The organism is Streptomyces sp. NPDC092952, assembly GCF_044754785.1.
Classification (GTDB): Bacteria; Actinomycetota; Actinomycetes; order Streptomycetales; family Streptomycetaceae; genus Streptomyces.
Genome location: NZ_JBIVPT010000011.1, coordinates 227207 through 247290, shown reverse-complemented (window position 1 = coordinate 247290; position 20084 = coordinate 227207). Strand labels below are relative to the sequence as shown.

Sequence of the window (20084 nt, the reverse complement as noted above, 5' to 3'; positions counted from 1 at the left end):
GACCCACGGCCGGGAGTTCCTCTTCGCCACGAACGGACCAACGAGCAACCGAACCGACAGTCACATGATCAACGGCTTCTGTTAGGACCTCTAAGGCGTAGTCCCGCTCAGGGTGATAGAGCAGGTGTTTAGAAGGCACCTGGTGGATGGGGGAGTGGGGCGGCTCTGACCTGCGCGAACGCACTTGGGTGTCGGTCGTTCCCGAAAACTTCGCGCGTTTTCGGGACGACGAGGGGTCGGTATCACGGCCGCCGCATGCCCGCCCTACGGTGCTGCATCACCGTTTACAGGGCCCACTACGCCTCGATAGTGAATGCCGCTTCGTATCCGTCGTCGATCTTGATGTCCTCGTACACGATGGTCTGGCATAGGCGATTCCACCGGTTGCCTAGCAGAACAGCAAGCCCCATGGGGCAGGCGAGGAAGAGGTGCATTCGGCGGACTCGGCGGGTGGAGCGGCGGAGGTGGTCGCGGATGCCGACGGCCAGGGCGTTGGCGGCGGTGCTGTCGGGGACGGATCCGTCGTTTGCTGTGCCGCTCGGCGGGGTGAGGACGATGAGCTTGCCGACGGGGAGGTTCTGCTCGCGCAGGTACTCCAAAACGTCCTCAGTGAGGTCCGTCGCGACGGCGATGGCGACAGCGATCTCGTCGCCTTGGCCGATCTCGTACTCAGTGACTTCGGGGGTCTGGGCAGCGATGAACGGGTCGTTGGTGGACCAGAGCTGACTGCCAGCCCTCCCGCGCTGCAACGCCGCGAGGTCGGTGCCGGTGACCATGCGGAAGGTGGTGCCCACCAGGAAGGCCGGCGCGAGACGGATGCTGCCTGTGACGGAGACGGCGGTTGTTCCAGCGGGCAGGCGTCCCGGCGCGGCCTCGATGTCTGCCTGCAGCTGGGCCCAGGTGTGCGGCGGCAGAGGGCGACGCTTGGTGTAGTCGGAGTCACCGTCGAAGCGATCGATCCAGTCGATGGCATGGTCGGCGTCCGATGCCAGCGGGTCCGGCTTGAGAGTGGCAATCGACAGGACGGCCCGGGCGGGGCCGGCCTTCAGGTCAAGCTCGGTGACGGCAGCCTCGATCATCGCCATCGTGAGCTCTCGGCGGCCCTCGCGGACCATCCTGGCGACCCAGCCGACCCCCTCTTCAAGCGCACGCTGGTCGTGGCGAAGCCCTGTGACGGCCATAAGGAGCCGGAGGTTCTCCTGGTACCAGACCATGTCCAGAGGCAGGTCGAAGCGCAGTACCGACAGGAGGTCGATGAGCTCGGCCTCGGTCACCCCGGCCTCCTGCGCCCACCGGGCACGGGCCTTACCTCGAAGCGAATTGGATCTGCCGACGGCCGCCTTGGGCATAAGGAGGCCGGTGCGGGCGTCGCGGCCCGCCATCAGGTCGTCTTCGGGGTCTGCCGCCCGGTTGGTGACCAGGCGCAGGTCGGCACTACCGTCGTCCGCGGTCAACCCCTTCCACGTCCTGGCGATCTTCTTGAGGATCGATGGACCGCCCTTGGCGCTGGGCTTGGTCAAGTACCCCTCGTTGACCGGCGTGGCGCTGTCAACCGCGTACTTGACCTGTTTGTAGGTGTTCGGAGGAGCATCACGCAGAAGGACGACATCGTCGAGGTTACCCACGCTGTCGAGTTCGACGCCGACTGTGCGCACGGGGTTGTGCGAGCGAGTGGCGTTCTCGCGCAGGAGCGTCAGGCAGCCCTCCCAGGCGACGAGCCACTGGTAGTAGTCGCCGGTCGTGCGCACGCTGGTAGGGCCGGCGGCGGGGAGATGGGCCATCAGCGCTCCTCGGTGAAGACGGGGGTCGGCTCCAGCTCCTCGGCGAGGGCGAGGAGATCGTCGTCGGTGACCGGCCGGTCGGGGAAGGCACGGAAGACGGCAGCCGGCACCAGGCGCTGGGTGAGGTCGGAGAAGGTGTAGCCGGGGCGGCCGCCGGTGGGGCCGGTGAGCTCGACGACTTTGCGGACGGTCTCCGGCCGGATGCCGAGCCCGCCGAGTGCCTGGGCGAGGACCGCGTAGCGCTGCTCGTCGCCGGGGCGAGTGAAGGTGAAGGTGGCAGCGGCACGGCGCATGACAGCCGGGTCGAGGGCGCCGACTCGGTTGGTGCACAGCACGACGACGATCGGGAGCCTGGCACCGGCCAGGCTGTCGATGCCGGCCAGGAACGCGTCGACGCCGGCCCGGTCCTCATGGTGCATCTGCTGGGCCTCACGGGACTGTACGAGGGCGTCAGCTTCGTCGACGACGAGGATCTGAACCGCGCGGGCTCCATCAGTGCCGGACATACGCTTGCCCGCCGTATGCATGTGGGTGAAGGCGTCGCCGATGAGCGAGGTCATCTCGCCGACCAGTCCGCTGCCGCGGGTGGCGAGCTTGAGTCGGTACAGGTAGACGGGTAGGTCGAGGAAGCCAGCGAGGTCGCAGCCGAAGGACTCGGCCAGAGCAGACTTGCCGGAGCCGACGTCGCCAGCGAATACGAACAGCGGTGCCCGGTCGGCGAATAGGGCGAGTGCGGCGACATCGCCGTCGTGATGGGTGGCGGCCCATGCCTGGAGTTGGCGCGGGTCCGCGAGGAGGGCGGCTTCCTTCCGCAGGCGCAGCTTCGTATCGTTCAGGCCGACCAGGCGGTCGTAGCGGGCGCGGCGGGTGGGCTCGGGCAGTTCGATGACGGGGTGGAACAGGTCGTCCTGGCTGGTCACGTTCTCGGTCCTCCTGCTGGCGGCGCTGGATTAGTGGGCGACGTAGACGTCGCGGGAGACGCCGGCGCCATTGCGGGCGTAGCCGTGCCCCGTAGTGGTGTTGCCCGCGAGGGCGCTCGGGGCGGTGCCGGTCGTCCGGGAGATCGGCAGAGTCTCCTTGACCCCTGTTTGTTGACTGCTGGTCAGGAGCCAGAACGTGGAGCTGTAGGTCAGGAAGCTGTGGAAGCCGTAGCCGGCGAGATCGACGGGGTCGGGGAAGCTGCCCGGCCGGGAGTCGGTGAGCTGGCCGCCGGCCGTGGCCTTGTAGCGCAGGCGGAACCTCCAGGTGTTGGTGGCCGTGTCGCGGAAGCCGTAGTCGACAGTGTCGAGATAGCCGTCGCGCAGGAGCAGGGCGACCTCCTCGGCGAAGTGGTCGATTCTGTCGAGGGAGGGCTCGCCGTAGAGGTTGAACAGCAGGCGCAGGTCGGCGGCGACTCTGCCTCCCACGTAGCGGGCGTCGGTGATCGTGAACGAGGAGGAGGCGGATCTGGTGTACGAGCCGGTCATGGTCATTCTCCCGGGAAGGCGGGGTCGAACAGCTCGCGCCAGGCATCGAGCGCCTCGCCCTTCGTGGCCGCGTAGGCGGCCATCGTGAGGGTCTCGAGGGTGGTCTTGGCGTGGTTCACCAGCTGTAGGCGGTCGAGCTCGCTGTAACCCCGTGCGACGTTGTTCTCCGGGTTGACCGGGTCCCAGACCTGGATGGGGTCTGTTGTCGCGCTCACCGCGTTGGCCTTGTAGTAGTCGGTGAAAAGGATCGGTGTCTTCAGGCCGGTGCGGACGATGTAGGCGAGCACCTGCTCGATCGCCGCCGGGTAGTCGTTGACCTGGAGCGGCTTGCCATTCCAGCCGACATCCCACAGGTGCGCGACCAGGAGCTCGATCAGGAACGACTTGCAGCGCAGTTGCGGATCGACCGCCTTGCTCTCGCGGATCCATGCCTTCAGCAGGCGGATCAGCTCCCGGTAGCCGTCGCCGGCCTCCCCCTTGCGCTTCTCGATGAAGCGCAGGTGCAGCGTGACCGAGGTGAGCACCTTGGTGCCGCCGCTGGTGACCAGGTAGCCCCGGTCGTCCGGCTCACCGGTGTAGAGCACCGGCACCACGTCGATCTTCAAGCCGGAGCCGCGCATGGTGATGCCCACCGCGTGGTCGGATGGCTTGAAGTCCTCCGCGACCTTCGTCTTGCCGTAGACCTCCTTGCAGCGCTCCTCCAGCCACGTCAGCACGGTCGAGACGTCGACCTCGGGGTCCCCGACGCGCAGGTACGCGGCGACGTCCGCATCGGACCCCGTGCCGCTCTTGCGGCGGATCGCCGTGTGCTTGGCCGTGCTGCCAGACGCGCGGAGCTTCACCAGGTCGAAGTCCGGGTGCGCGGCGATGTAGCCCTCCAGCCGCTCTCGCAGGTGATTCACCTGTCGGCGGCGTTCCTTCGCCTCCTCCGCTGGCACATTGACCTTGCTCTGCGCGAACACCTTGAGGACCCTGTGGTCGACGTAACGCTCTCCTGACATAGCAGTTCGCCTTTCACCCGAGAAGATGACCGCCCGAAGAACAGGCTTACCACCCGCCACTGACAACCCCGGACCGAGTTGCGAGCGATGCCCGTGGGGCGATATCGGGCGGTGGGCGAAGGACGATAGGCCGGGCTCAAACGACGCCGGTCCAGACCTCGGATCGCTCGAGAGGTCTCGTACCTCGCTGTTCTGGACGCGCGATAGCGTCGCCTATAGAGCTCATCAGGGAAGGGACGCCACCGGATGCTGCACAGCAATGGCGCTGTCGAAAAGAATGACCGGAAAGGCCTGATCCTCGACTTCGCGGGAGTGCTCACGGCCAGCCCCATCGTTACTCATCGCGAGTGGTGCATGTCGGAGGGGCTGGAGCCCGGGGCGTGGCGGGCGACGCTCAACGATCATCCGGAGGGACGGCGACTGTACGCGGCGCTAGAGATCGGGGAGATCGGGCAGGCCGAGTGGAACGAGGAGACAGCGGCGCTGCTGGGGGAGCACGTGGACCCCGTGAACCTGATGGGCCGGGCCTGGGCCGGGGTGCCTGTGGCCCGCCGGATGGTCGCGCTCGCGCGTGCCGCGCGTGCCGCCGGTCACCGGCTTGGCCTGCTGTCCAACAGCTTCGGCCTCAATCCGTTCAACCCGTACGAGCACGTGGGCATCTGGGACCTCTTCGACGTTCACGTCGTGTCCGAGCTGGAGGGGCTGGCGAAGCCGGATCCGGCGATCTACCGGCTCGTACTGGAGCGTATCGAGCTGCCCGCCGAGCGGTGCGTCTTCGTGGACGATCACGCGGTGAACCTTCCGCCGGCCGCCGCGCTGGGGATCTCCACTGTCCATGTCACGGACGAGGACGCGGCCGTGGCCGAGCTTGAAGCACTGCTCGGGGTCACAGCGGTTCACGCCGCCTGAGGTCAGCCTCCCTCCCAGGAAAGGGCGTCCGTGTTCCCTCTCCGGCCAGTACTGTCCGTGTGGGGCTCACCACGCGGAGGTTCTGGACCATGGAGTGGTCGGAGTACACCACCTCGGAGCGTTTGAAGGCGCTACGGGGCGGGATGACGCAGGAGCGGTTGGCGGAGGCCGCCGGGGTGTCTGTCGGGGTGGTTCGGAAGCTCGAACGCGGAGGGACGGCATCGCTGCCGTCCCTGCTCTCGATCGCCCACGCGCTCGGTACCGACATCGCCGTGCTGCTCGGGCAACAGGCGCCTCGCCGCTCCATGGACCGGGACGAGCGGGCCGCGCTGCGCATGGTCTCCGCCGCCACCCATGACGCCGCGATCGGCATTCCCTCCGAAGTCGAGCCGGGAAGTGTCGAAGAGCTCCGTGCTGTGCTGCGCCGCGCGGACGCCGCTTACTGGGGCGGTCGGTACGCCGAGCTGGGAACGCTCCTCGGGCAGCTTCTCCCCGAGGCGCGGGCCCGCTTCGACGCCGCTGGCCTCGAAGAGAAGGAGGCCGCTGGAGGAGTGCTGATCGACACCTTCCAGACCGCCGGCATGGCCGCGAACGTGCTCGGCTCGCGAGATCTGGCGTATGCCGCCCTCACGTATGGCCGCCAGGTCGCCGTGCGGACCGGGGACGACCTTCGTGATGCCCATCTCGCCGCCACGACCGCGTGGGTCAATCTCCGTGATGGGCGCACCAAGCAGGGATTCCTCCTCGCAGCGGCCCAGGCCGACCGGATCGAGCCCAAGATGAGCGAGCACGACCTGGACCGGCTCAGCGTCTACGGCCAGCTTGTCACGAACGCCGCCGTCGCCGCCTCCCGGGGCGGGGCGAGCGCGGATCACGCCCGCGAGTACCTCTCCCAGGCGCACGCCGTCGCCGCCCGCATCGGTGACGAGCACGCCCGCGGTTCCCACGCCCAGCCGTACGGGCCGATGTACGCTGCCACGCAGGCGATGAGCATTGCGGTGGCGCTCGGAGACACGGGCGGGGCTCTGCGACTCATGGATACCGTCCGCCTGGATGCCAGAGTGCCCCTGGCCACCCGCGCCCGCTACGGCCTGGACGTCGCCCTCACCCAGGTGGAATGCCGACGGTGGGAGACCGCTGCCGACACTCTCCAAACCGTGTGCGAGATGGCTCCTGGCTGGGTGCGTCACCAGATGCTTCCCGGCGTCATCATCAGCAGGCTTGCCGGTGTGTCCGTCAACCGACTGCGAGGGCTGGCCAACTCCGCCGGCGTACCGCTCGGGGTGCGCTGACGCACGTGTCGAAGTACCACGGTCCGTAGTAGCTCTGCGGACGCCATCAGCGCGACTGCCATGAGCCGTGATACCCCCTCGGCGGAGTCCGCCTCCGTTGCCACGGGGCGTGGCAGTCGAGCCCGGTACGGAGTTCGTCCGCTGCGACGGGCCGTGCCTGGGCCCGAGCATCGCAGGCCAGCAGCCTTGAGACATGCCGAGCAACCCGTCCGGCGGTCTCGGGCACGTGCCCGTTGCCGTCTATTCCTGCGCCACGTCCTCCACTGCTCTCAGCGAGAGCGAGGAACGTGGGCGCTACTACGCCGACGCCCGGCACTGGCACGTTGCCGGTGTCTGGTCCGACTCCGACCCGGCGCTGCCGCCTGCTGAGCGGCTGGGGTGGCAGGCGGTCACGGCCGCCCTGTCCGCCGGGATGATCCGGGGCGTCGTCGTCAGCGGCCCGGCACATGTCGTCTCTGACGCGGCCCAGTTCGCGGCCCTCGGCGTGCTCCTCCGCGAGCGGGGAGGGTTCCTCGCGGACGCGTCGAACGGCACCCCGGCCCGCAGTACGCCCGGTCAGGCCCGACGCCGCCGCGACCTCGCGGACGCGGCCTCCGGCTGGTTCGGACAGACCGACACGCACGACGAGGGCACCTCGTGAGCGCCCGGCGCGCGTGGGTCGGTGACCTCGTCCGGGACGGAGACGGGCGGCGGGCGATCGTCACCGACGTCCGTGCCGACGGCACCGTGTGGGTGCTGCGGCCGCCGACCGGGGGCGGGCCCTGCTGGGAGACCGACGACCCCAACAGCCTCAAGGTCCTCGCCCCCTCCGGCGGCGGGGACAACCGGTGAGCTTCCGCGCTCACCGTCCCGTCTCTCACTCCCTTCCGTGCACCACGCCTGAAAGGCGACGTCCCGTGTACGCGTTCGGTCTCTGCATCGACCAGCAGTACCTCGTCCCCGGCCTCGCCGCGATTGCGGGTCTGGCCGACAGCCTCACCCCCGTCGCCCGCCGCCATGCGGCGGTACGGGTGCTCACCCTCGACCTCGCCCCGGCGCAGGCCCTGCTCCTCTCTGACTTCGCCAAGCGGACCGGCTTCGGCTCCTTCGACCTCCGCCGCTGCGTCCCGCTGCGCGTCTCGCGCATGGCAGACGCCTCGTACATCACCGTCACCACCTACCTGCGGTTCGAATTCACGCCCGACTTCGTCCGCCGGCCTTACCTGATCTACGTGGACGCGGACGTGCTGGTACGCGGAGACGTCACCGATCCGCTCGGATCCCTCCGGGAGGACGAGATCGGCGCCGTACGTGACGAGTTCAACCCGGCCGTAGGTGAGTGCCCGGCGCTGCCTGGGGCCGCCGAACGCTGGCCCCACCTGCGCGGCCGTCCCTACTTCAACGCCGGAGTCCTCTGGACCCGCACCGGCCACATGCCCGTCGTCCGCAGGGGCGTCGAGCACGCGCTCGTCCACGGCCGCCGCCACATCCTCCACAACGACCAGGACGCCCTGAACCTGTGGCTCCTGCACTCCGGCCGCGTGCGGCCGGCCGCCGCCGGGCTCAACAGGTTCGAGACCGGCCGGTTCCTGGAGCGGGGCAACTGGGTGCGGCGGGTCGTCACCCGGTCGCTCAGGCCGGACCCGGCCGCGGCCCTCGTGCACTTCGTCGGCCCCGAGAAGCCCTGGCAGGCCGACTGCCCCGTCACCGAGGACGTGGCCGAGTACCGGCGGCACCTGGCGGTCGCCCTTCGGCACGTCCGCCGCCTGGGCACCTTCGGGGCGGAACCGGCGGGTGCGTGGTGAGCACGACGAACGTACCCGCGGCCGTCGCGTGGGCCGTCCTTGGTCTCGTGGGAGTTCCGGTTCGTGCCGCACACCGCCTGTCGGCGCGGTCGAGGACGGTCGTGTACCGGGCCTTCCTGACCGACGGCCGGAGCGTGGTCATCAAGCTGTACGCGGTCACCGCCCGCCGCAACGCGGCGACCGAGGCGGCGGCGGTCCGGGCCGTCGCCAAGCACGTCCCTGCGCCCGCCGTCCTCGCACATGGACACGTGCCCGGTCACGAGGTGACCGCTCTCATCACCGCGGACCTCGGCCCGCTCACCCTGGGAAGCGCCGTGCGGTCCGGCCGGGTGGGCGACGAGCGAGCCCTGAGGGACCTCGGCGGTCTGCTCGGCCGCCTGCACCGGGCCTCGGTCCAGCCGTGGGCCCCGCGCCGGCCGCTCCATGAGCAGGTCACCTCGATCGGTCGGCGCTGTCCGCCCAGCGCTCTGGATCGCATCGCGCCCGCCCTGGCCGCGATCGCCGACGCCCCCGCGGCTGCTCCGGTGTGGTGCCACGGCGACCTGCACGGCGACAACGTCGTGCTCGCCGGGCCCCGAGCCGTCCGCCACCTCGTCGACTTCACCGACGCCGCAGCCGGCCCCCGCGAGTCCGACGTGGCCCAGACCCTGGTCATGTCCGGCGCCATCGCCTCCGACCGGGCCCGCACGGTCACCGACGCCTATCCGCTCGCCTTGGACCACCACCAGCTGACGGCCTGGGCCGTCTTCCACACGCTGCGCTGCTGGGCCCACTCCGAACCCGGCGACGACCGCGCCCGGTGGGCCGGCCGCCTGGACGAGCTGAGCCGACGGACTCCGCACCTCTTCCGCGTACCCCGTCCCGAAAGGACATACCGATGACCACCCCTGCCTTGTCGGTGGTGATCCCCGCCTTCAACGAGGTCGCCTACCTGCCCCGCTACCTGCCCTCCGTCCTCGCCTCCCTCGCCCGCTGGGAGGAGGTCACCGGCCGCAGCGGAGAGGTGATCGTCGTCGACAACGCCAGCACCGACGCCACCGCCGACATGGCCGCCTCCTTCGGCGCCCGCGTCGTCACCGAGTCCGTCCGCAACATTGGCCGGGTACGCAACACCGGCGCGAGCGCCGCCCGCAGCGGCCATCTCTTCTTCACCGACGCCGACGTGGCCCTGCCCCTGGAGGCGGTCACCGCCGCCGCTGCCGCCATGGACGCCGGCGCCGTCGGCGGCGCCATCCCGCCGCTCTACACGCCCGAGCGGCTCGGAGCCCGCCTGCTGTGCGCGTACTGGGATCACTACCGCACCCGGCGCGGCGGAGCCCAGGGCGTCAACCAGTTCTGCACCGCCGACGCCTTCCACCACGTCGGCGGGTACCGGGACGACCTGTTCATGAGCGAGGACGTGGAGTTCTTCGCCCGGCTCAGCGCCCACGGCCAGGCCACCGGACGGCCCGTGGCGATCCTCGACGACCTGCGCGTACGCCCGTCGACCCGCCGCTACGACCAGTGGTCGAGCCTGCGGATGCTCTGGTGGCAGAACCCCGTCACCGCCCGCCTGCGGCTCCGGTCGCCCCGCATGTGGCGCCACTGGTACGAGACCACCGTGCGATGACGAAGGAGACCCCTGTGCGGCCCCAGCCCAAGACCCTGCCCGCGGCTGACCTGCCGGTTCCGGACGGCAGCGGCATCTACACCTTTCCCGACGACCTCCACCGCGCCCACCGGACGCACACCCAGCAGCTCGCCGCCCGCCATCGGGCCATGGACCACCGTGTCCTGGAGGTGATGGCGCCCCACACCCACGTCCCGTACTACGTCGAGGCCCGCACCCCCGCCGGCCGCCCGGTCCTCGTCATCGAACCCCACCACGACGACTTCGCCCTCTCCGCCTCGGGTGCCTTCCTCGCCAGCCCTCGACCGCTGACCCTGGTCACCGTCTTCACCCGCTCCCGGAGTGTGCACCCCGCCCTGGAAGCCACGTACGCTGACGTCGACACGGTGTCCGAGCTGCGCGACCGCGAGGGCACCGCCGCGCTCGCACCGTTCGCCGCCCGCCGACTCCTCCTCAGCCACAAGGACGCCGAGCCGCCGTACGGGCCCTACGATCCCGAGCTGCTCGACCGGGTCACCGAGGAGCTGCGCCGGATCGCCGCCGTCCATCCCGACGCCGAACTCCTTGCGCCTGCCGCCGTCACCCGCCACCCCGACCACCTCCTCGTCCACGAGGCCGCCGTCCGTCTCGGCTGCACCTGGTTCTGGGAGGACCTCGCCTTCTGGGCGACGTACGCGCTCGCCGGCTGCGACCAGCACCTCTTCCGTACGCGTACGGGGGCGGCCATGCGGCCCGAGCTGGTCGACATTACCGACGTCGTCCTGGACAAGGTCACCGTCCTGCGGATGCACGGCTCGCAGATGCACCCGGCCCGGAAGATGTACCGGCCGATCCGGCACGCCTTCACCACGGCGACCGATCTTGTCGACGGCACCGGACTCTACGCCGAGCGTTTCTACCGGACGGAGTCGCCGACGTGCTGATCATCGCCCTGGAGGGGCCCTCCTACGCTGGCAAGTCCACGGCGATACGCCACCTCCGCCACACCGCCCTCGGGTCAAGGGCGTACGTCTCCGACTGCTACGTCAAGCACATCGCCCACCGCGCCGACATCCCTCCGGCCCGGACCGACTCCGCGGCCGCCCAGTTGGCCGCCTTCGAGCGGTTCATGGAGGTCGAGGCGATCCGAGTGGCCGAGGCCGCCGCGAGCGGCAGGCAGCTCGTCGTCCTCGACCGCTCCGTGGACACCCTCCTTGCCCACGCGTACACCCTGGACGCCCTGTTCGGATACGGCGTCCACCACCGGCTCCGCGACCGGCTCACGACGCTCCCGTTCCTGCGCCCCGACCACACCCTCTACCTCGACGTACCGGCCGAGACGCTCCACCTCCGCCGCAAGACCGCCGGTCACACCGCTGCTGAGTCCGAGTACTTCCTCCACGAGCCCGGCTTCCTCCATCACGCACGCGACTACTTCGTCCACACGGCCCGCCGGCCCATTACGCGAGAGCTCACGGTCCTCGCCGCCGACGCCGGCCCGGACGAAGTCGCCCGGACCGTGGAAGCCCTCGTCGGCTTCTGGGCGAGGTGACCGCAGGTGCCCACCGCCCTCTTCGCCTGGCGCCGCACTCCGCCCCCCTTCCTCATCGGCGGCGCCGAGGTCACCCAGCAGCTTCTCGCCGAAGAACTCGCCGTCGCCGGCTGGCGCGTCACCTACCTCGGCTCACATGAGCCGCCGTGGGACGGAGCCACCCAGCTCCCCGACATGCGCGCCCATCTCGAAAGGCATCGCGTCCCGTACGACGAAGCGGACGACACCCTGCGCTACCGGTGGAGCGGGGTCGAGTGCGCGGCGCTGACGCAGAACAATGTGGAGCACGCACTGGGCAGCCTCCTGGGGGAGATCCGCCCCGATATCGTGTTCACCGCCCAGGAAGGATCAGCGAGGCTGGCCGAACTGGCGAAGCCGACCACGCTCGTCGCTGGCCTGCTCCACTCTGTCTCCGCCACCGGCCTGGGCGTGCTCGCTGGCCGCCCCCACTACGGGCTGGCCGTGTCGAAGTTCGTCCGTGACCGGGCACCCCGCACGCCCGGCACCCGCATCGACGTGGTGTACCCGCCGTTCGCCCGCCCACGACCGGCTACGGACACGGAGCGCACCCCGGCCGTACTGATGGTCAACCCCATCCCAGCCAAGGGCGCCGAGCTGCTGCACCAGCTCATCCGCCTCATGCCGGAGCAGCCCTTCACGCTGGTCGAGGGCTGGTGGGACACGTCTGGCGACTTCGCGGCCTATCCGAACGTCACGTACGTGCCCCGTGTCTACGACATGGAGCCGCTGTACCGCAGCCACAGCCTGCTGCTGGTCCCATCCACCGTGGAAGACGCCTTCCCCCGCGTGATCGTCGAGGCTGCCCTCCACGGCGTCCCGACCATCGGTACGAACCGGGGCGGGATCCCCGAAGCCATCGGCCACGCCGGAATCGTCCTGCCCGCCACCGCCACCGCCGGCCCCGAGGCGTGGGCGCGAGCGATCCGAGACGTAGACCGCGAAGCGCTGGGGGAGCGGGCACAGGCCAGAGCAGCACGTTTCACCCGCCCGTGCCTCCCAGAGCTCCGGGACCTGGGGATCTAGAGAGCGCCGCCGAATGCCCGCTCCACCTCGTCGAGCCGCTCCGTCCACCAGTGGAGGAGCGCCTCGTCGGCGATGAACAGGTCGTCGCAGGAGTGGTCGCCGCGGTCGTAGTGGAATTCGAGCTGCCAGAAGTCCGTCATCCGCTTCCACCACAGGCGGCGTGCGGCGTCGAGCAGCGCGCCCGGCTCCAACGGGACCACCGACCAGTAGCCGCTCACGAAGGCCGCCACTCGCTCCAGGTCGAAGACGCCCTCCACCCCGAACTGCACCTGCGCCGTACGGACGACCTCCTCGGCGCACGGGCGGACGCCCAGCCGGTCCCAGTCCAGGACGGCCGTCAGTTCGCCGTCAGCCCAGAGGAGGTTCCGGTACTGGAAGTCGCCGTGCGTCCAGCCGTACGGCCCTGCGGGAACGTCTCCCTCAGGGCGTAGGGCCGCGTACTCGGCGAGCAGCACCCGACGCTTGGCGAGGGCATCGAGCGCGGCCGCGTCGAAGGCGTCGCCCGAACCGTGGGACCGCGCAGCAGCAGCGAGCCGGTCGGCCTTCTCCGACGCCCGTTCCGGCGTGACGACGTCCGCGGTGAGACTGACGGGAACAGGGGAGAGGACCCCAGCTTCGGCGGCGTGCCCGAGCGCCAGGTGGAGCTTGGCGAGGACTGCGCCGAGCTGCCTCACCTGAGCGAGGGGGAGGTCTACGCCACGAACGTGCGCTCCTCGTGCCCAGGGGAACAAGCAGTACCCGCTTCCACCGACTTCGGCCACGACCCCACCCGAGGAGCCTCCCACAGGGACGATCACCGGAATGCCGGCCTCAGCCAGGGTCGGCAACACGGCAAGATTGCAGCGCAACCTGTCGAGCGGTACATCCGTGACCCGCTTGAGGGCGAAGGTCCCTCGCGGCGTGGCCAGCTGCCAGTTCACGTTCATGAGGCCGTCAGCCAGATGAAGCCAGTCGACGACGTCCCCGAGGTCGAACTCCTTGATCAGTGCCACAAGATCATTGGAGGGAATGCGGTGCCTGCTCGCCACATGCGCGTTGGTCACCTTGGCGACGATACGTGAGCCGGGCACCCGGGTGCACAAGGATCACCGCGCGGCACCGGGCATCCGTGGTCTGGCCGACGCTTGTACTCAGACACCGTGCCCTTCGTGCAGGTGGTAGGCGGCTTCTCTGGCCCGGCCCCGTCCGCGGATGCTGACGGCTAGGGTCTGGATCGTGACCGCAGGGGAGCGCGTCGACGAGGGGGCAAAGCCATGAACGACCGGCCGAAGAAGCCTTTCCTGTACGTCGTCGTCTGCGCCGCCGGCATCGCGGGCGACGCACACAGGCTGATCACCGCCGCGCAGGAGCAAGGCTGGGGCGTCGGTGTCATAGCCACACCACAGGGCCTCGGCTTCCTCGACACCGAGGCGATCGAGGCCCAGACGGGCTACCCGATCCGCTCGGCCTGGCGCAGTCCCGGCGACCCGCGCCCCCTCCCGCCTGCCATCGCCGTCGCGCCGGCCACGTTCAACAAGTGGGCCGCCGGCATCGCCGACACCCTCGCGCTGGGCATCCTGTGTGAGGCGTACGGGATGGGCATCCCGACGGTCGTCTTGCCGTACGTGAACGCAGCCATGGCCGCACACCCGGCGTACGACCGGAGCCTGGACTAGCTGCGGGAGATGGGCGTGCTGGTCGGGTCGTACGAGCCGCACCGGCCGAAGGCGGGCGGGGGAGCGGACCGCTTCCGGTGGGAGAAGGCGTTGGAGCTGCTGGAGGGCAAGCTCGACTGAACGCGATCTCGCCCCTTCTCATTTGGAACGGGTTCTCTGTTCCGGCGCGGAACGGCATTTCTGAGAGCGAGCTGCGACCTGTTCACCGGGTGAACGTGGGATGTGTCGATCGGGGCAGTGTCTGTGCAGCGGCTCCTTGGAAGGGAGCCTGACCACGTCGCCCTTGGCGCGGGTGTGGCAGGGCCATGCTGATCTCTGTCTGCTGGCCTGTTGTGCGAGGCTTCCCGACTGCCAGATCCGAAAGGCGCCCCAGGCGCCAGGTGAGGACTTCGGTGACGTTGGGGGCGGTGTCGAGTTCGCTGTGGCGGGCGGCTTGGATGAGGAGCGCGGCGGGGTCGTAGCCGGCTGTGATGGCGTCGTTGAGGGTGGTGTCGAGAGTGGGCCAGGCGCGTTCGGAGAGGATCTACTTGGCCAGGCCGGGGAGCGCCTGGAGTACTACGGCGGCCTGCCGCTCCTACTGTGTCCTCGCCCCCGGCGGTCAGCTCATCACGGGCGTGCCGGATGCGGCCTTTGTCCTCGGCCACTACCCGGCAGGTCCGGAGGACGCCCGAGAGATGATCAAGCGTTGGTACACGAAGCGCGCCTGCCGCGAGGACATCAACACCTATCTCGACCTGATCAACTACGTCTTCCGCGACCAGGACGACGACGTGACGTACGCGCCTCATTACTGGGCCCACGTCCTGGACAAGATCCGCCAGTTGTTCGCGGAGGCCGGCTTCGCGAGAGCGTCGAGCCGTGGGAATTCGACCCGACGATGGTCAACCCGAGGCGTAAGTGGGCCAGCATGTACGTCGTGGCGATCGGCTGAGGACGCGATTCGAGCGCCACTGTCGGTGGGGTACGTGAGACTGTCGAGGTGTCGTCAATCGGTTATCTCATCCTGGCCGTTGAGCTTGCGGCCTTGGTCGCAGTCCCCCTCTTCCTGATTCCCGGGCCCGTCCAGCGCTGGGGGGTGCGCTCTTTGGAACGCTTCGAGCGGATACGCCATGCTTCAGGGGTGCGTCGAGCCGCTCCGCTTCTGACGCAGATACTGGTACTGCCTGCTCGAATACAAGATCGTGTTGACGGTCATGGGCTGGCCCCGCTGTACGTCGTGCGCTGGTGGCGCGCCGCCCCGCTGGCGATGCCAATCAGGACACTCCAGTTCATCCTGCTGGAAGTCGTCTTGATGAACGTCGACGACATAGCCGACTGGGAGCATCTGCGGTTGAGCGCGGACCCGGGGCCGACGCCCGGCGTGGTTCAGAAGCTGCTCAGCAGTGTGATCGCAGTGCCGACCGCGGTGCGTACCTGGAATCTGGGTGTGATCGGTCCGGCAGCGGGGATCGCGGCATTTGCCCTATTTCTGGTTGCCGAGATGTGGATCATCAAGCGCGGCAACCTGACCAGCTCCGGCAATGCCGCGACCTATGCGGCATATGACCTGGAATCTCTCACGGGATACCCCGACAAGACGAGTGCCCGAATGGAGTACCGGCGCTGCTGGCCGACCGTTGCTCTGTTGACGGTCGCAGCACAGTGTGCGACAGTGCTCCGCCGTTGGGAGGAGACCCAGCCGGACTGCCAGATTCCACGAGTTTCCATGCAACCAGTCGAGCAGGTCATTTGGAGGGCCCACCGCACCCGCCGTGCCAGGGCCCGACGGCACAACGAACGTCAGTTCAAGGCGCACGCTGCCCTGGTGGTAGGAGCGCTACGAAGAGCCGAGGCCCGGCAGGATTCTGAACCGGGGCGCGCCCTGGAAGACCTCATCGTGATGCTGCTGACGATTGCCGAGCGCTATGCCGAAGGCCGCACCGACGACCTGCTCGACGCTGATCAACTCGCCGGTGTGGCTCCGGCCGCGCCGCGGGAGCGAACGCGGATGCTGACGGTGGGCGCCGCCGTCGTGCTGGTTATGGCCGGTGCGGCAACCCTTGGATTGCCTGAGGCGGCGCTCGTCCCACTTCTGCCAGTGGTGGTGTTGTTCGTCGCGGTGGTCTTCAACCGCGGCCGGATACCAACTGCTGGGCAACTTAGCGATCTGATCATCCCCCGCTGAAGGGTGCAAGGTCCTTGCATCTTGGGGGTCGCCAGATCAGGTGTCAGTGCGTCCCGCGTTGAGTCTGCTCCGGCAACTCGTTGCTGGCGTGATTTGCCCCAGGGCTTGGTCGCCTGAAGCCAGGTGGCTTCTGGGCGCCGGAGGGCCGGCGGCGGGGAGTTCACCGCCACCGGCCGGCTTTTCCGTATGGGTCTCTGGGTTGTTTTCTCAGTGCTTGCGGATCACGAATCGGTGCCCGCGACGATGATTCCGCACAGGCGGTCGTACTCCAGCATGTCCTCGTGGGTCATGAACTGGACGAGGGATCGGTGATTCCGGAGGGCGTAGGAATGCACCAGCTTGACGAGTTCGGTCGCGGCCGCTTCGGCCTCGGCGACGGCTTCGGGGTTGTGGACGCGAACACCGGCGGCCTGGAATTCTTCGAGGGTGGCGTCATCGGCGAGCGCTTGTTCCTCGTCGGTGAAGGGGTGGCCGTTGAGGTGGCGGAACCTGCGGGACCCCCAAAACCGGTTGAAATCCGTGTCGAAGAGCAAGGCCATGACGTGGGGACGAGGGGTGGGAGCAGAGGCGGGGATGAGGAATCTCCTGAGAGTTTAGGGGCGGGGCGGGGCGGCGCTCGGTCGGCCGGGACGGTGGGCGTCCAGTGGGGTAGTCGGTCTGACGGTGCTTCCGACGGCTTGTGGCGTCTTATCGTCAGAAGGCGTACGGGGTGAACGGGCGGACGGGACCGATCATGAGCCCGAGCAGACGGTTGAACTCGGCGCGCTCGTCCTCCGTCATCAGCTCGTGGGCATTGCCGAGGTTCTTCTCGTCGAGCTGCTCCATGAACGGGGCGAGGAAAATCTGGATGGTCTCGGGCGCTTCCTCGCATTCACGGATGTACTCCAGATAGCGGGCCTGCTGTGCCTTCAGTTCTTTGAAGTCGGCTCGGGTAACCCGAGAGATCAGAGTCATTTCTTCTTCCGCGAAGGGACGGCCGTCCCGGTGAGTCCAGACGTCGGTGTCGTGCAGGTGTCGGGCGTTCGTGTCCCAGAGCAGGGCGACGACTTCGGGATGTGCTTCGGGCTGGGGCATGTGGGAGTCCTTCCAGATGGGGGGCGGAAGGTCAATTGTTGGGAGAATCGCCGGTTAGGCTAACCGGCGATTCTGGGATACCTTTCCGCCTTGTTTCCCGGATCACCGTCGTCGGCGAGGGGTGTTCGCCGACCCGGTGTCGATGTATGCCGCCCGTTCCGGCGAGGAAACGGCAGCGGTGCCTCGTGCTGGCCGGCTCCGGGGGCCGGCGGGGAGGGCGGCCATCCGTCGTAGCCGCCACACGAGCACGTCGCTTATGCGCTCCACCGTGTCCATCTCCCGCCGGGCGGCCGCCTGCGCGAGCAGGTCGGTGGAGTTGTGGCCGGCTGTCCGGGCTTCGTCGAGGGTGGCTGCGAGGGCGGGCCAGCCGGGTTCGGCGAGGATGCGGTCGGCCAGTTCGGGCAGGGCTTGGCGTACGGCGGTGGCGTGGTGGCGCTGCCGGGCGGGAGCCAGGCGGCTGCCCTGTTGGTGGAGCACGGCCATGGAGTGCCCGGCAGCGGCTGGGTAGGCGGCGCGGAGGTGTGCGGCTGCCTGGTGGGCGGCTTCGGCCTGCTGATCGTGCTGCTTCCTGGCGTGCCAGTGGGCGGCGGCGGTGATCAGGAAGAACAGCATGTCGATGACCATGGCCGTGGTGGCGCCGTCCTCGCCCCGGCCGAGGGCCGGACCGTTGTGGACGAGGTCGCGGGCGGCTCGGCGCAGGGCGTGGTCGTGCCCGCGTGCGGCGCGGACGTGGGAGCGGGAGGCGCGTTCGAAGGCGGCTGCTGCGGCTTGGAGTTCGTGGCGGGTGTGGGCAGCAGAGGTTTTGGCGAGGGCGTCGAGGGCCTCCCCTGCGGCGGCAATCTGTGCGGCGATGACACCGTCGTCGCCGTGGTCGATGACGAGCAGGGCCTGCCAGGCGGCCGTGGTGGTGCGTCGGCGTGCGGACGCGGGCCCGGTCACCCACGGCTGGGACGGCTCCGGGGAGGGGGCTTCCGCGGACGTGGACCAGCGTTCGCGGATCCGGGGCAGCGAGAGGTCCGGGGCGAGCTTGGAGCCGGAGTAGAAGACCGGTTCGCCCTTGCCGTTGCGGTCGTCGGGGAGGGCGACGGTGTAGCCGAGGGTGTCGCCCGAGGGCGCGATGCGCCGCCGGACGAGTAGGCCGGCCGAGGCGAGGCGGTCGAAGAATTCCTCTTTACTGGCTGCGCCGGCCGCCGAGCGGCGGACCGCCTCGCGCAGCTCCTCGCGTGGGGTGCGCTGCCGACCGAGGCGGTCGGCTTTATGGCGTTCGGCGCTGGTGGGCCGCTTGGCGGCAGTACCGTCCCCCGCCGCCACGCGATGGAGGTCGTAGTCGACCTCGATCTGGCGGCATTCAGTCTGGGCGCGTTTGGCGGAGCGGTGGTGGTCGGGGCGGCGGCCGTCTTCGCGGACGAGGGTGGCGATGAGGTGGATGTGGTCGTCGGCGTGGCGGACGGCGGCCCAGCGGCAGCCCGCGCCGTCGCCGGGGTCGATGCCGGTGGCGGCGATGACGCGACGGGCGATGTCGGCCCATTCGGTGTCGGTGAGGGTGCGGTCGCCGGGGGCGGCGCGGACGGAGGTGTGCCACACGTGGGAGGTGGGGCGGGCGTCTTCGCCGAGGAGGTGCAGGGGCTCGTCCAGGAGCTGGGCGAGGTCGGCGAGGGTGGTGCTCGGGTCGCGTCCTGGGTCGGGGGCGAGGCCGTCGAAGGAGGCGACGAGGTGGGGGTCGGTGTGTTCTTCGCGGCGACCGGGGCCGTAGAGGTAGGCGAGCAGGCGGACGGTGTTAGGGCCCTGCTTGTGGATGCGGGGGATCAAGCGGCGGTGCCTTCGGAGTTCGGGTCGGTGAGGCGGGCGGTGACGTGGCGGACATCGTCGGCTGCACGTCGGACGGCGGCAATGGTGTCCTCCAGACCGTCGGGATAGGCACCGCTGTTGAGTGCGCGGGCTGCCTGGTTGAGGTTGTTGTTCGCGTACCCGAGCTGGCGGCGGAGCGCGAACAGGGCGGCCAGGGCGTCCTGGCGACTGGCGATGGCGGCCGCGGTGCGGTCGAGATCGCGGGCGGCGGCGAGTCCGCTGTGGGCAAGGAAGCCGGCGACGCTCATGCCGACCGCCTCGGCGCCGACGGCGACGGTCGCGTGCTCGGCAGCGCTGAGGCGGACGCTGTGCGCGCGGCGCTGCGTACGAGCACGTACGCGGGACTTGCCCCGGTGACGTCGCACCGGCTGCGGTCCGCCCTCGGCCGCAGGCCTTCCCTCCCGCGCCCCCTGGCGCGGGAGGGCGCCTGCCACCCCCGGGGCGGGCACCGGTTCGGACGCACCCCCGACGGGGGAGTGTCCGAACCTCCAACTTGCTCCGCCCGGGGCTGGGGTGGTCATCTCCTGCTGCGTGGAGGGGACTTCGTGGTGCGGGTTGTGCATGTCTGGTCTCCGTGTTTTTCGTCGTTGCGCGGATGGTTGGTGAGGGTGTGCACGCGGTGAAGAAGCGCAGCTGAGTCGGACGTCTGCGGGTTCCGCCGTCGCCTGCGTAGGGCGCCGTGCTCGGTCCCCGTTCCTGACCCCTTGGCCCCTCGTCCCCGCCGCGGTCCCCGGTCCCCTGGGGACCGGTCCCCACGAGGCTTCGGTCCCCAGCGGCCGGTCCCGTATCGGGGACCGTCTTGTGTGTGGGGGGTCTCCGCCTTGCTCGGTCCCCGGGCCGGTGTCCCTGCCTTGGTGACACCTCGCTCCGTCAGGTACCGAGTAGGGCGGTCCCGGCGGGCGAAATCTCCAGGGACCGACTCCGCA

20 protein-coding genes and 2 pseudogenes are annotated in these 20084 nt (G+C 69.5%); 13 read left to right on the top strand and 9 right to left on the bottom strand.

What is annotated here, in order from left to right:
• Positions 1–296: 296 nt before the first annotated feature.
• From ACIQGQ_RS25410 to ACIQGQ_RS25395, 4 genes are read right to left on the bottom strand one after another with little or no spacing between them, the layout of a single operon-like run.
• The gene (locus tag ACIQGQ_RS25410; protein ID WP_402399170.1) at positions 297–1781 is read right to left on the bottom strand and encodes an SAVED domain-containing protein; all 1485 of its coding nucleotides are present in this window, start codon (positions 1779–1781) and stop codon (positions 297–299) included.
• Positions 1781–2701 (bottom strand): AAA family ATPase, encoded by a 921-nt coding sequence (locus ACIQGQ_RS25405; RefSeq protein ID WP_402399167.1) that lies wholly within the window; start codon positions 2699–2701, stop codon positions 1781–1783. Before ACIQGQ_RS25405 ends, ACIQGQ_RS25410 begins: the two co-directional genes overlap by 1 nt.
• Before the next feature lie 30 nt (positions 2702–2731).
• On the bottom strand, positions 2732–3247 hold the full coding sequence (locus ACIQGQ_RS25400) for a hypothetical protein (protein WP_402399164.1): 516 nt from the start codon (positions 3245–3247) through the stop codon (positions 2732–2734).
• A gap of 2 nt (positions 3248–3249) precedes the next feature.
• Complete coding sequence (locus ACIQGQ_RS25395) at positions 3250–4248, bottom strand: CBASS oligonucleotide cyclase (RefSeq protein WP_402399161.1); 999 nt, start codon at positions 4246–4248, stop codon at positions 3250–3252.
• A 246-nt stretch (positions 4249–4494) separates the two neighbouring features.
• On the opposite strand from ACIQGQ_RS25395, the gene ACIQGQ_RS25390 reads away from it, so the two are divergent.
• The 10 genes from ACIQGQ_RS25390 to ACIQGQ_RS25345 all read left to right on the top strand — a co-directional run bounded on the left by ACIQGQ_RS25390 (position 4495) and on the right by ACIQGQ_RS25345 (position 12417).
• Positions 4495–5157: an HAD-IA family hydrolase gene (locus tag ACIQGQ_RS25390; protein WP_402399158.1), complete on the top strand. Its 663-nt coding sequence runs from the start codon at positions 4495–4497 to the stop codon at positions 5155–5157.
• An 89-nt stretch (positions 5158–5246) separates the two neighbouring features.
• Positions 5247–6449, top strand: coding sequence for a helix-turn-helix domain-containing protein (locus ACIQGQ_RS25385; RefSeq protein ID WP_402399155.1), 1203 nt, complete (start codon positions 5247–5249; stop codon positions 6447–6449).
• 193 nt (positions 6450–6642) lie between these two features.
• On the top strand, positions 6643–7089 hold the full coding sequence (locus ACIQGQ_RS25380) for a hypothetical protein (protein ID WP_402399152.1): 447 nt from the start codon (positions 6643–6645) through the stop codon (positions 7087–7089).
• Positions 7086–7280, top strand: coding sequence for a hypothetical protein (locus ACIQGQ_RS25375; RefSeq protein ID WP_402399149.1), 195 nt, complete (start codon positions 7086–7088; stop codon positions 7278–7280). The genes ACIQGQ_RS25380 and ACIQGQ_RS25375 overlap by 4 nt, the downstream gene beginning before the upstream one ends.
• Before the next feature lie 65 nt (positions 7281–7345).
• Positions 7346–8233 (top strand): glycosyltransferase family 8 protein, encoded by an 888-nt coding sequence (locus ACIQGQ_RS25370; protein WP_402399146.1) that lies wholly within the window; start codon positions 7346–7348, stop codon positions 8231–8233.
• Positions 8234–8334: 101 nt separating this feature from the next.
• A complete protein-coding gene (locus ACIQGQ_RS25365) occupies positions 8335–9114 on the top strand; it encodes an aminoglycoside phosphotransferase family protein (RefSeq protein ID WP_402399143.1) in 780 nt (259 codons plus the stop codon).
• Positions 9111–9842 carry a glycosyltransferase gene (locus tag ACIQGQ_RS25360; RefSeq protein ID WP_402399140.1) on the top strand — a complete coding sequence of 244 codons (732 nt, stop codon included), beginning with the start codon at positions 9111–9113 and terminating at the stop codon, positions 9840–9842. The genes ACIQGQ_RS25365 and ACIQGQ_RS25360 overlap by 4 nt, the downstream gene beginning before the upstream one ends.
• The gene (locus tag ACIQGQ_RS25355; protein WP_402399137.1) at positions 9839–10765 is read left to right on the top strand and encodes a PIG-L deacetylase family protein; all 927 of its coding nucleotides are present in this window, start codon (positions 9839–9841) and stop codon (positions 10763–10765) included. Before ACIQGQ_RS25360 ends, ACIQGQ_RS25355 begins: the two co-directional genes overlap by 4 nt.
• Positions 10759–11373 carry a hypothetical protein gene (locus ACIQGQ_RS25350; RefSeq protein WP_402399135.1) on the top strand — a complete coding sequence of 205 codons (615 nt, stop codon included), beginning with the start codon at positions 10759–10761 and terminating at the stop codon, positions 11371–11373. The genes ACIQGQ_RS25355 and ACIQGQ_RS25350 overlap by 7 nt, the downstream gene beginning before the upstream one ends.
• A 6-nt stretch (positions 11374–11379) precedes the next feature.
• Positions 11380–12417: a glycosyltransferase gene (locus ACIQGQ_RS25345; RefSeq protein WP_402399132.1), complete on the top strand. Its 1038-nt coding sequence runs from the start codon at positions 11380–11382 to the stop codon at positions 12415–12417.
• On the opposite strand, the gene ACIQGQ_RS25340 is transcribed toward ACIQGQ_RS25345, so the two are convergent.
• Positions 12414–13409 carry a phosphotransferase gene (locus ACIQGQ_RS25340; RefSeq protein ID WP_402399215.1) on the bottom strand — a complete coding sequence of 332 codons (996 nt, stop codon included), beginning with the start codon at positions 13407–13409 and terminating at the stop codon, positions 12414–12416. The two genes, ACIQGQ_RS25345 and ACIQGQ_RS25340, sit on opposite strands and share 4 nt — an antisense overlap.
• Positions 13410–13670: 261 nt before the next feature.
• Here ACIQGQ_RS25340 and ACIQGQ_RS25335 point away from each other — a divergent pair.
• The 3 genes and pseudogenes from ACIQGQ_RS25335 (at position 13671) to ACIQGQ_RS25325 (ending at position 16236) form a co-directional block, all read left to right on the top strand.
• Positions 13671–14192 (top strand): annotated as a pseudogene (locus ACIQGQ_RS25335) (flavoprotein).
• Between the two features lie 461 nt (positions 14193–14653).
• A pseudogene (locus tag ACIQGQ_RS25330) lies at positions 14654–15003 on the top strand (glycosyltransferase); the annotation flags it as partial.
• Between the two features lie 48 nt (positions 15004–15051).
• Positions 15052–16236, top strand: a complete 1185-nt coding sequence (locus tag ACIQGQ_RS25325; protein ID WP_402399130.1) for a hypothetical protein — start codon at positions 15052–15054, stop codon at positions 16234–16236.
• Between the two features lie 221 nt (positions 16237–16457).
• Here ACIQGQ_RS25325 and ACIQGQ_RS25320 read toward each other — a convergent pair whose 3' ends face one another.
• The 4 genes from ACIQGQ_RS25320 to ACIQGQ_RS25305 all read right to left on the bottom strand — a co-directional run bounded on the left by ACIQGQ_RS25320 (position 16458) and on the right by ACIQGQ_RS25305 (position 19523).
• On the bottom strand, positions 16458–16775 hold the full coding sequence (locus tag ACIQGQ_RS25320; protein WP_402399127.1) for a hypothetical protein: 318 nt from the start codon (positions 16773–16775) through the stop codon (positions 16458–16460).
• 154 nt (positions 16776–16929) lie between these two features.
• Entirely contained in the window at positions 16930–17310 is a 381-nt protein-coding gene (locus ACIQGQ_RS25315; protein ID WP_402399125.1) for a hypothetical protein, read from the bottom strand.
• A 102-nt stretch (positions 17311–17412) separates the two neighbouring features.
• Positions 17413–19119, bottom strand: coding sequence for a relaxase/mobilization nuclease domain-containing protein (locus tag ACIQGQ_RS25310; protein WP_402399122.1), 1707 nt, complete (start codon positions 19117–19119; stop codon positions 17413–17415).
• The gene (locus ACIQGQ_RS25305) at positions 19116–19523 is read right to left on the bottom strand and encodes a plasmid mobilization protein (protein WP_402399119.1); all 408 of its coding nucleotides are present in this window, start codon (positions 19521–19523) and stop codon (positions 19116–19118) included. The genes ACIQGQ_RS25310 and ACIQGQ_RS25305 overlap by 4 nt, the downstream gene beginning before the upstream one ends.
• Positions 19524–20084: the final 561 nt, after the last annotated feature.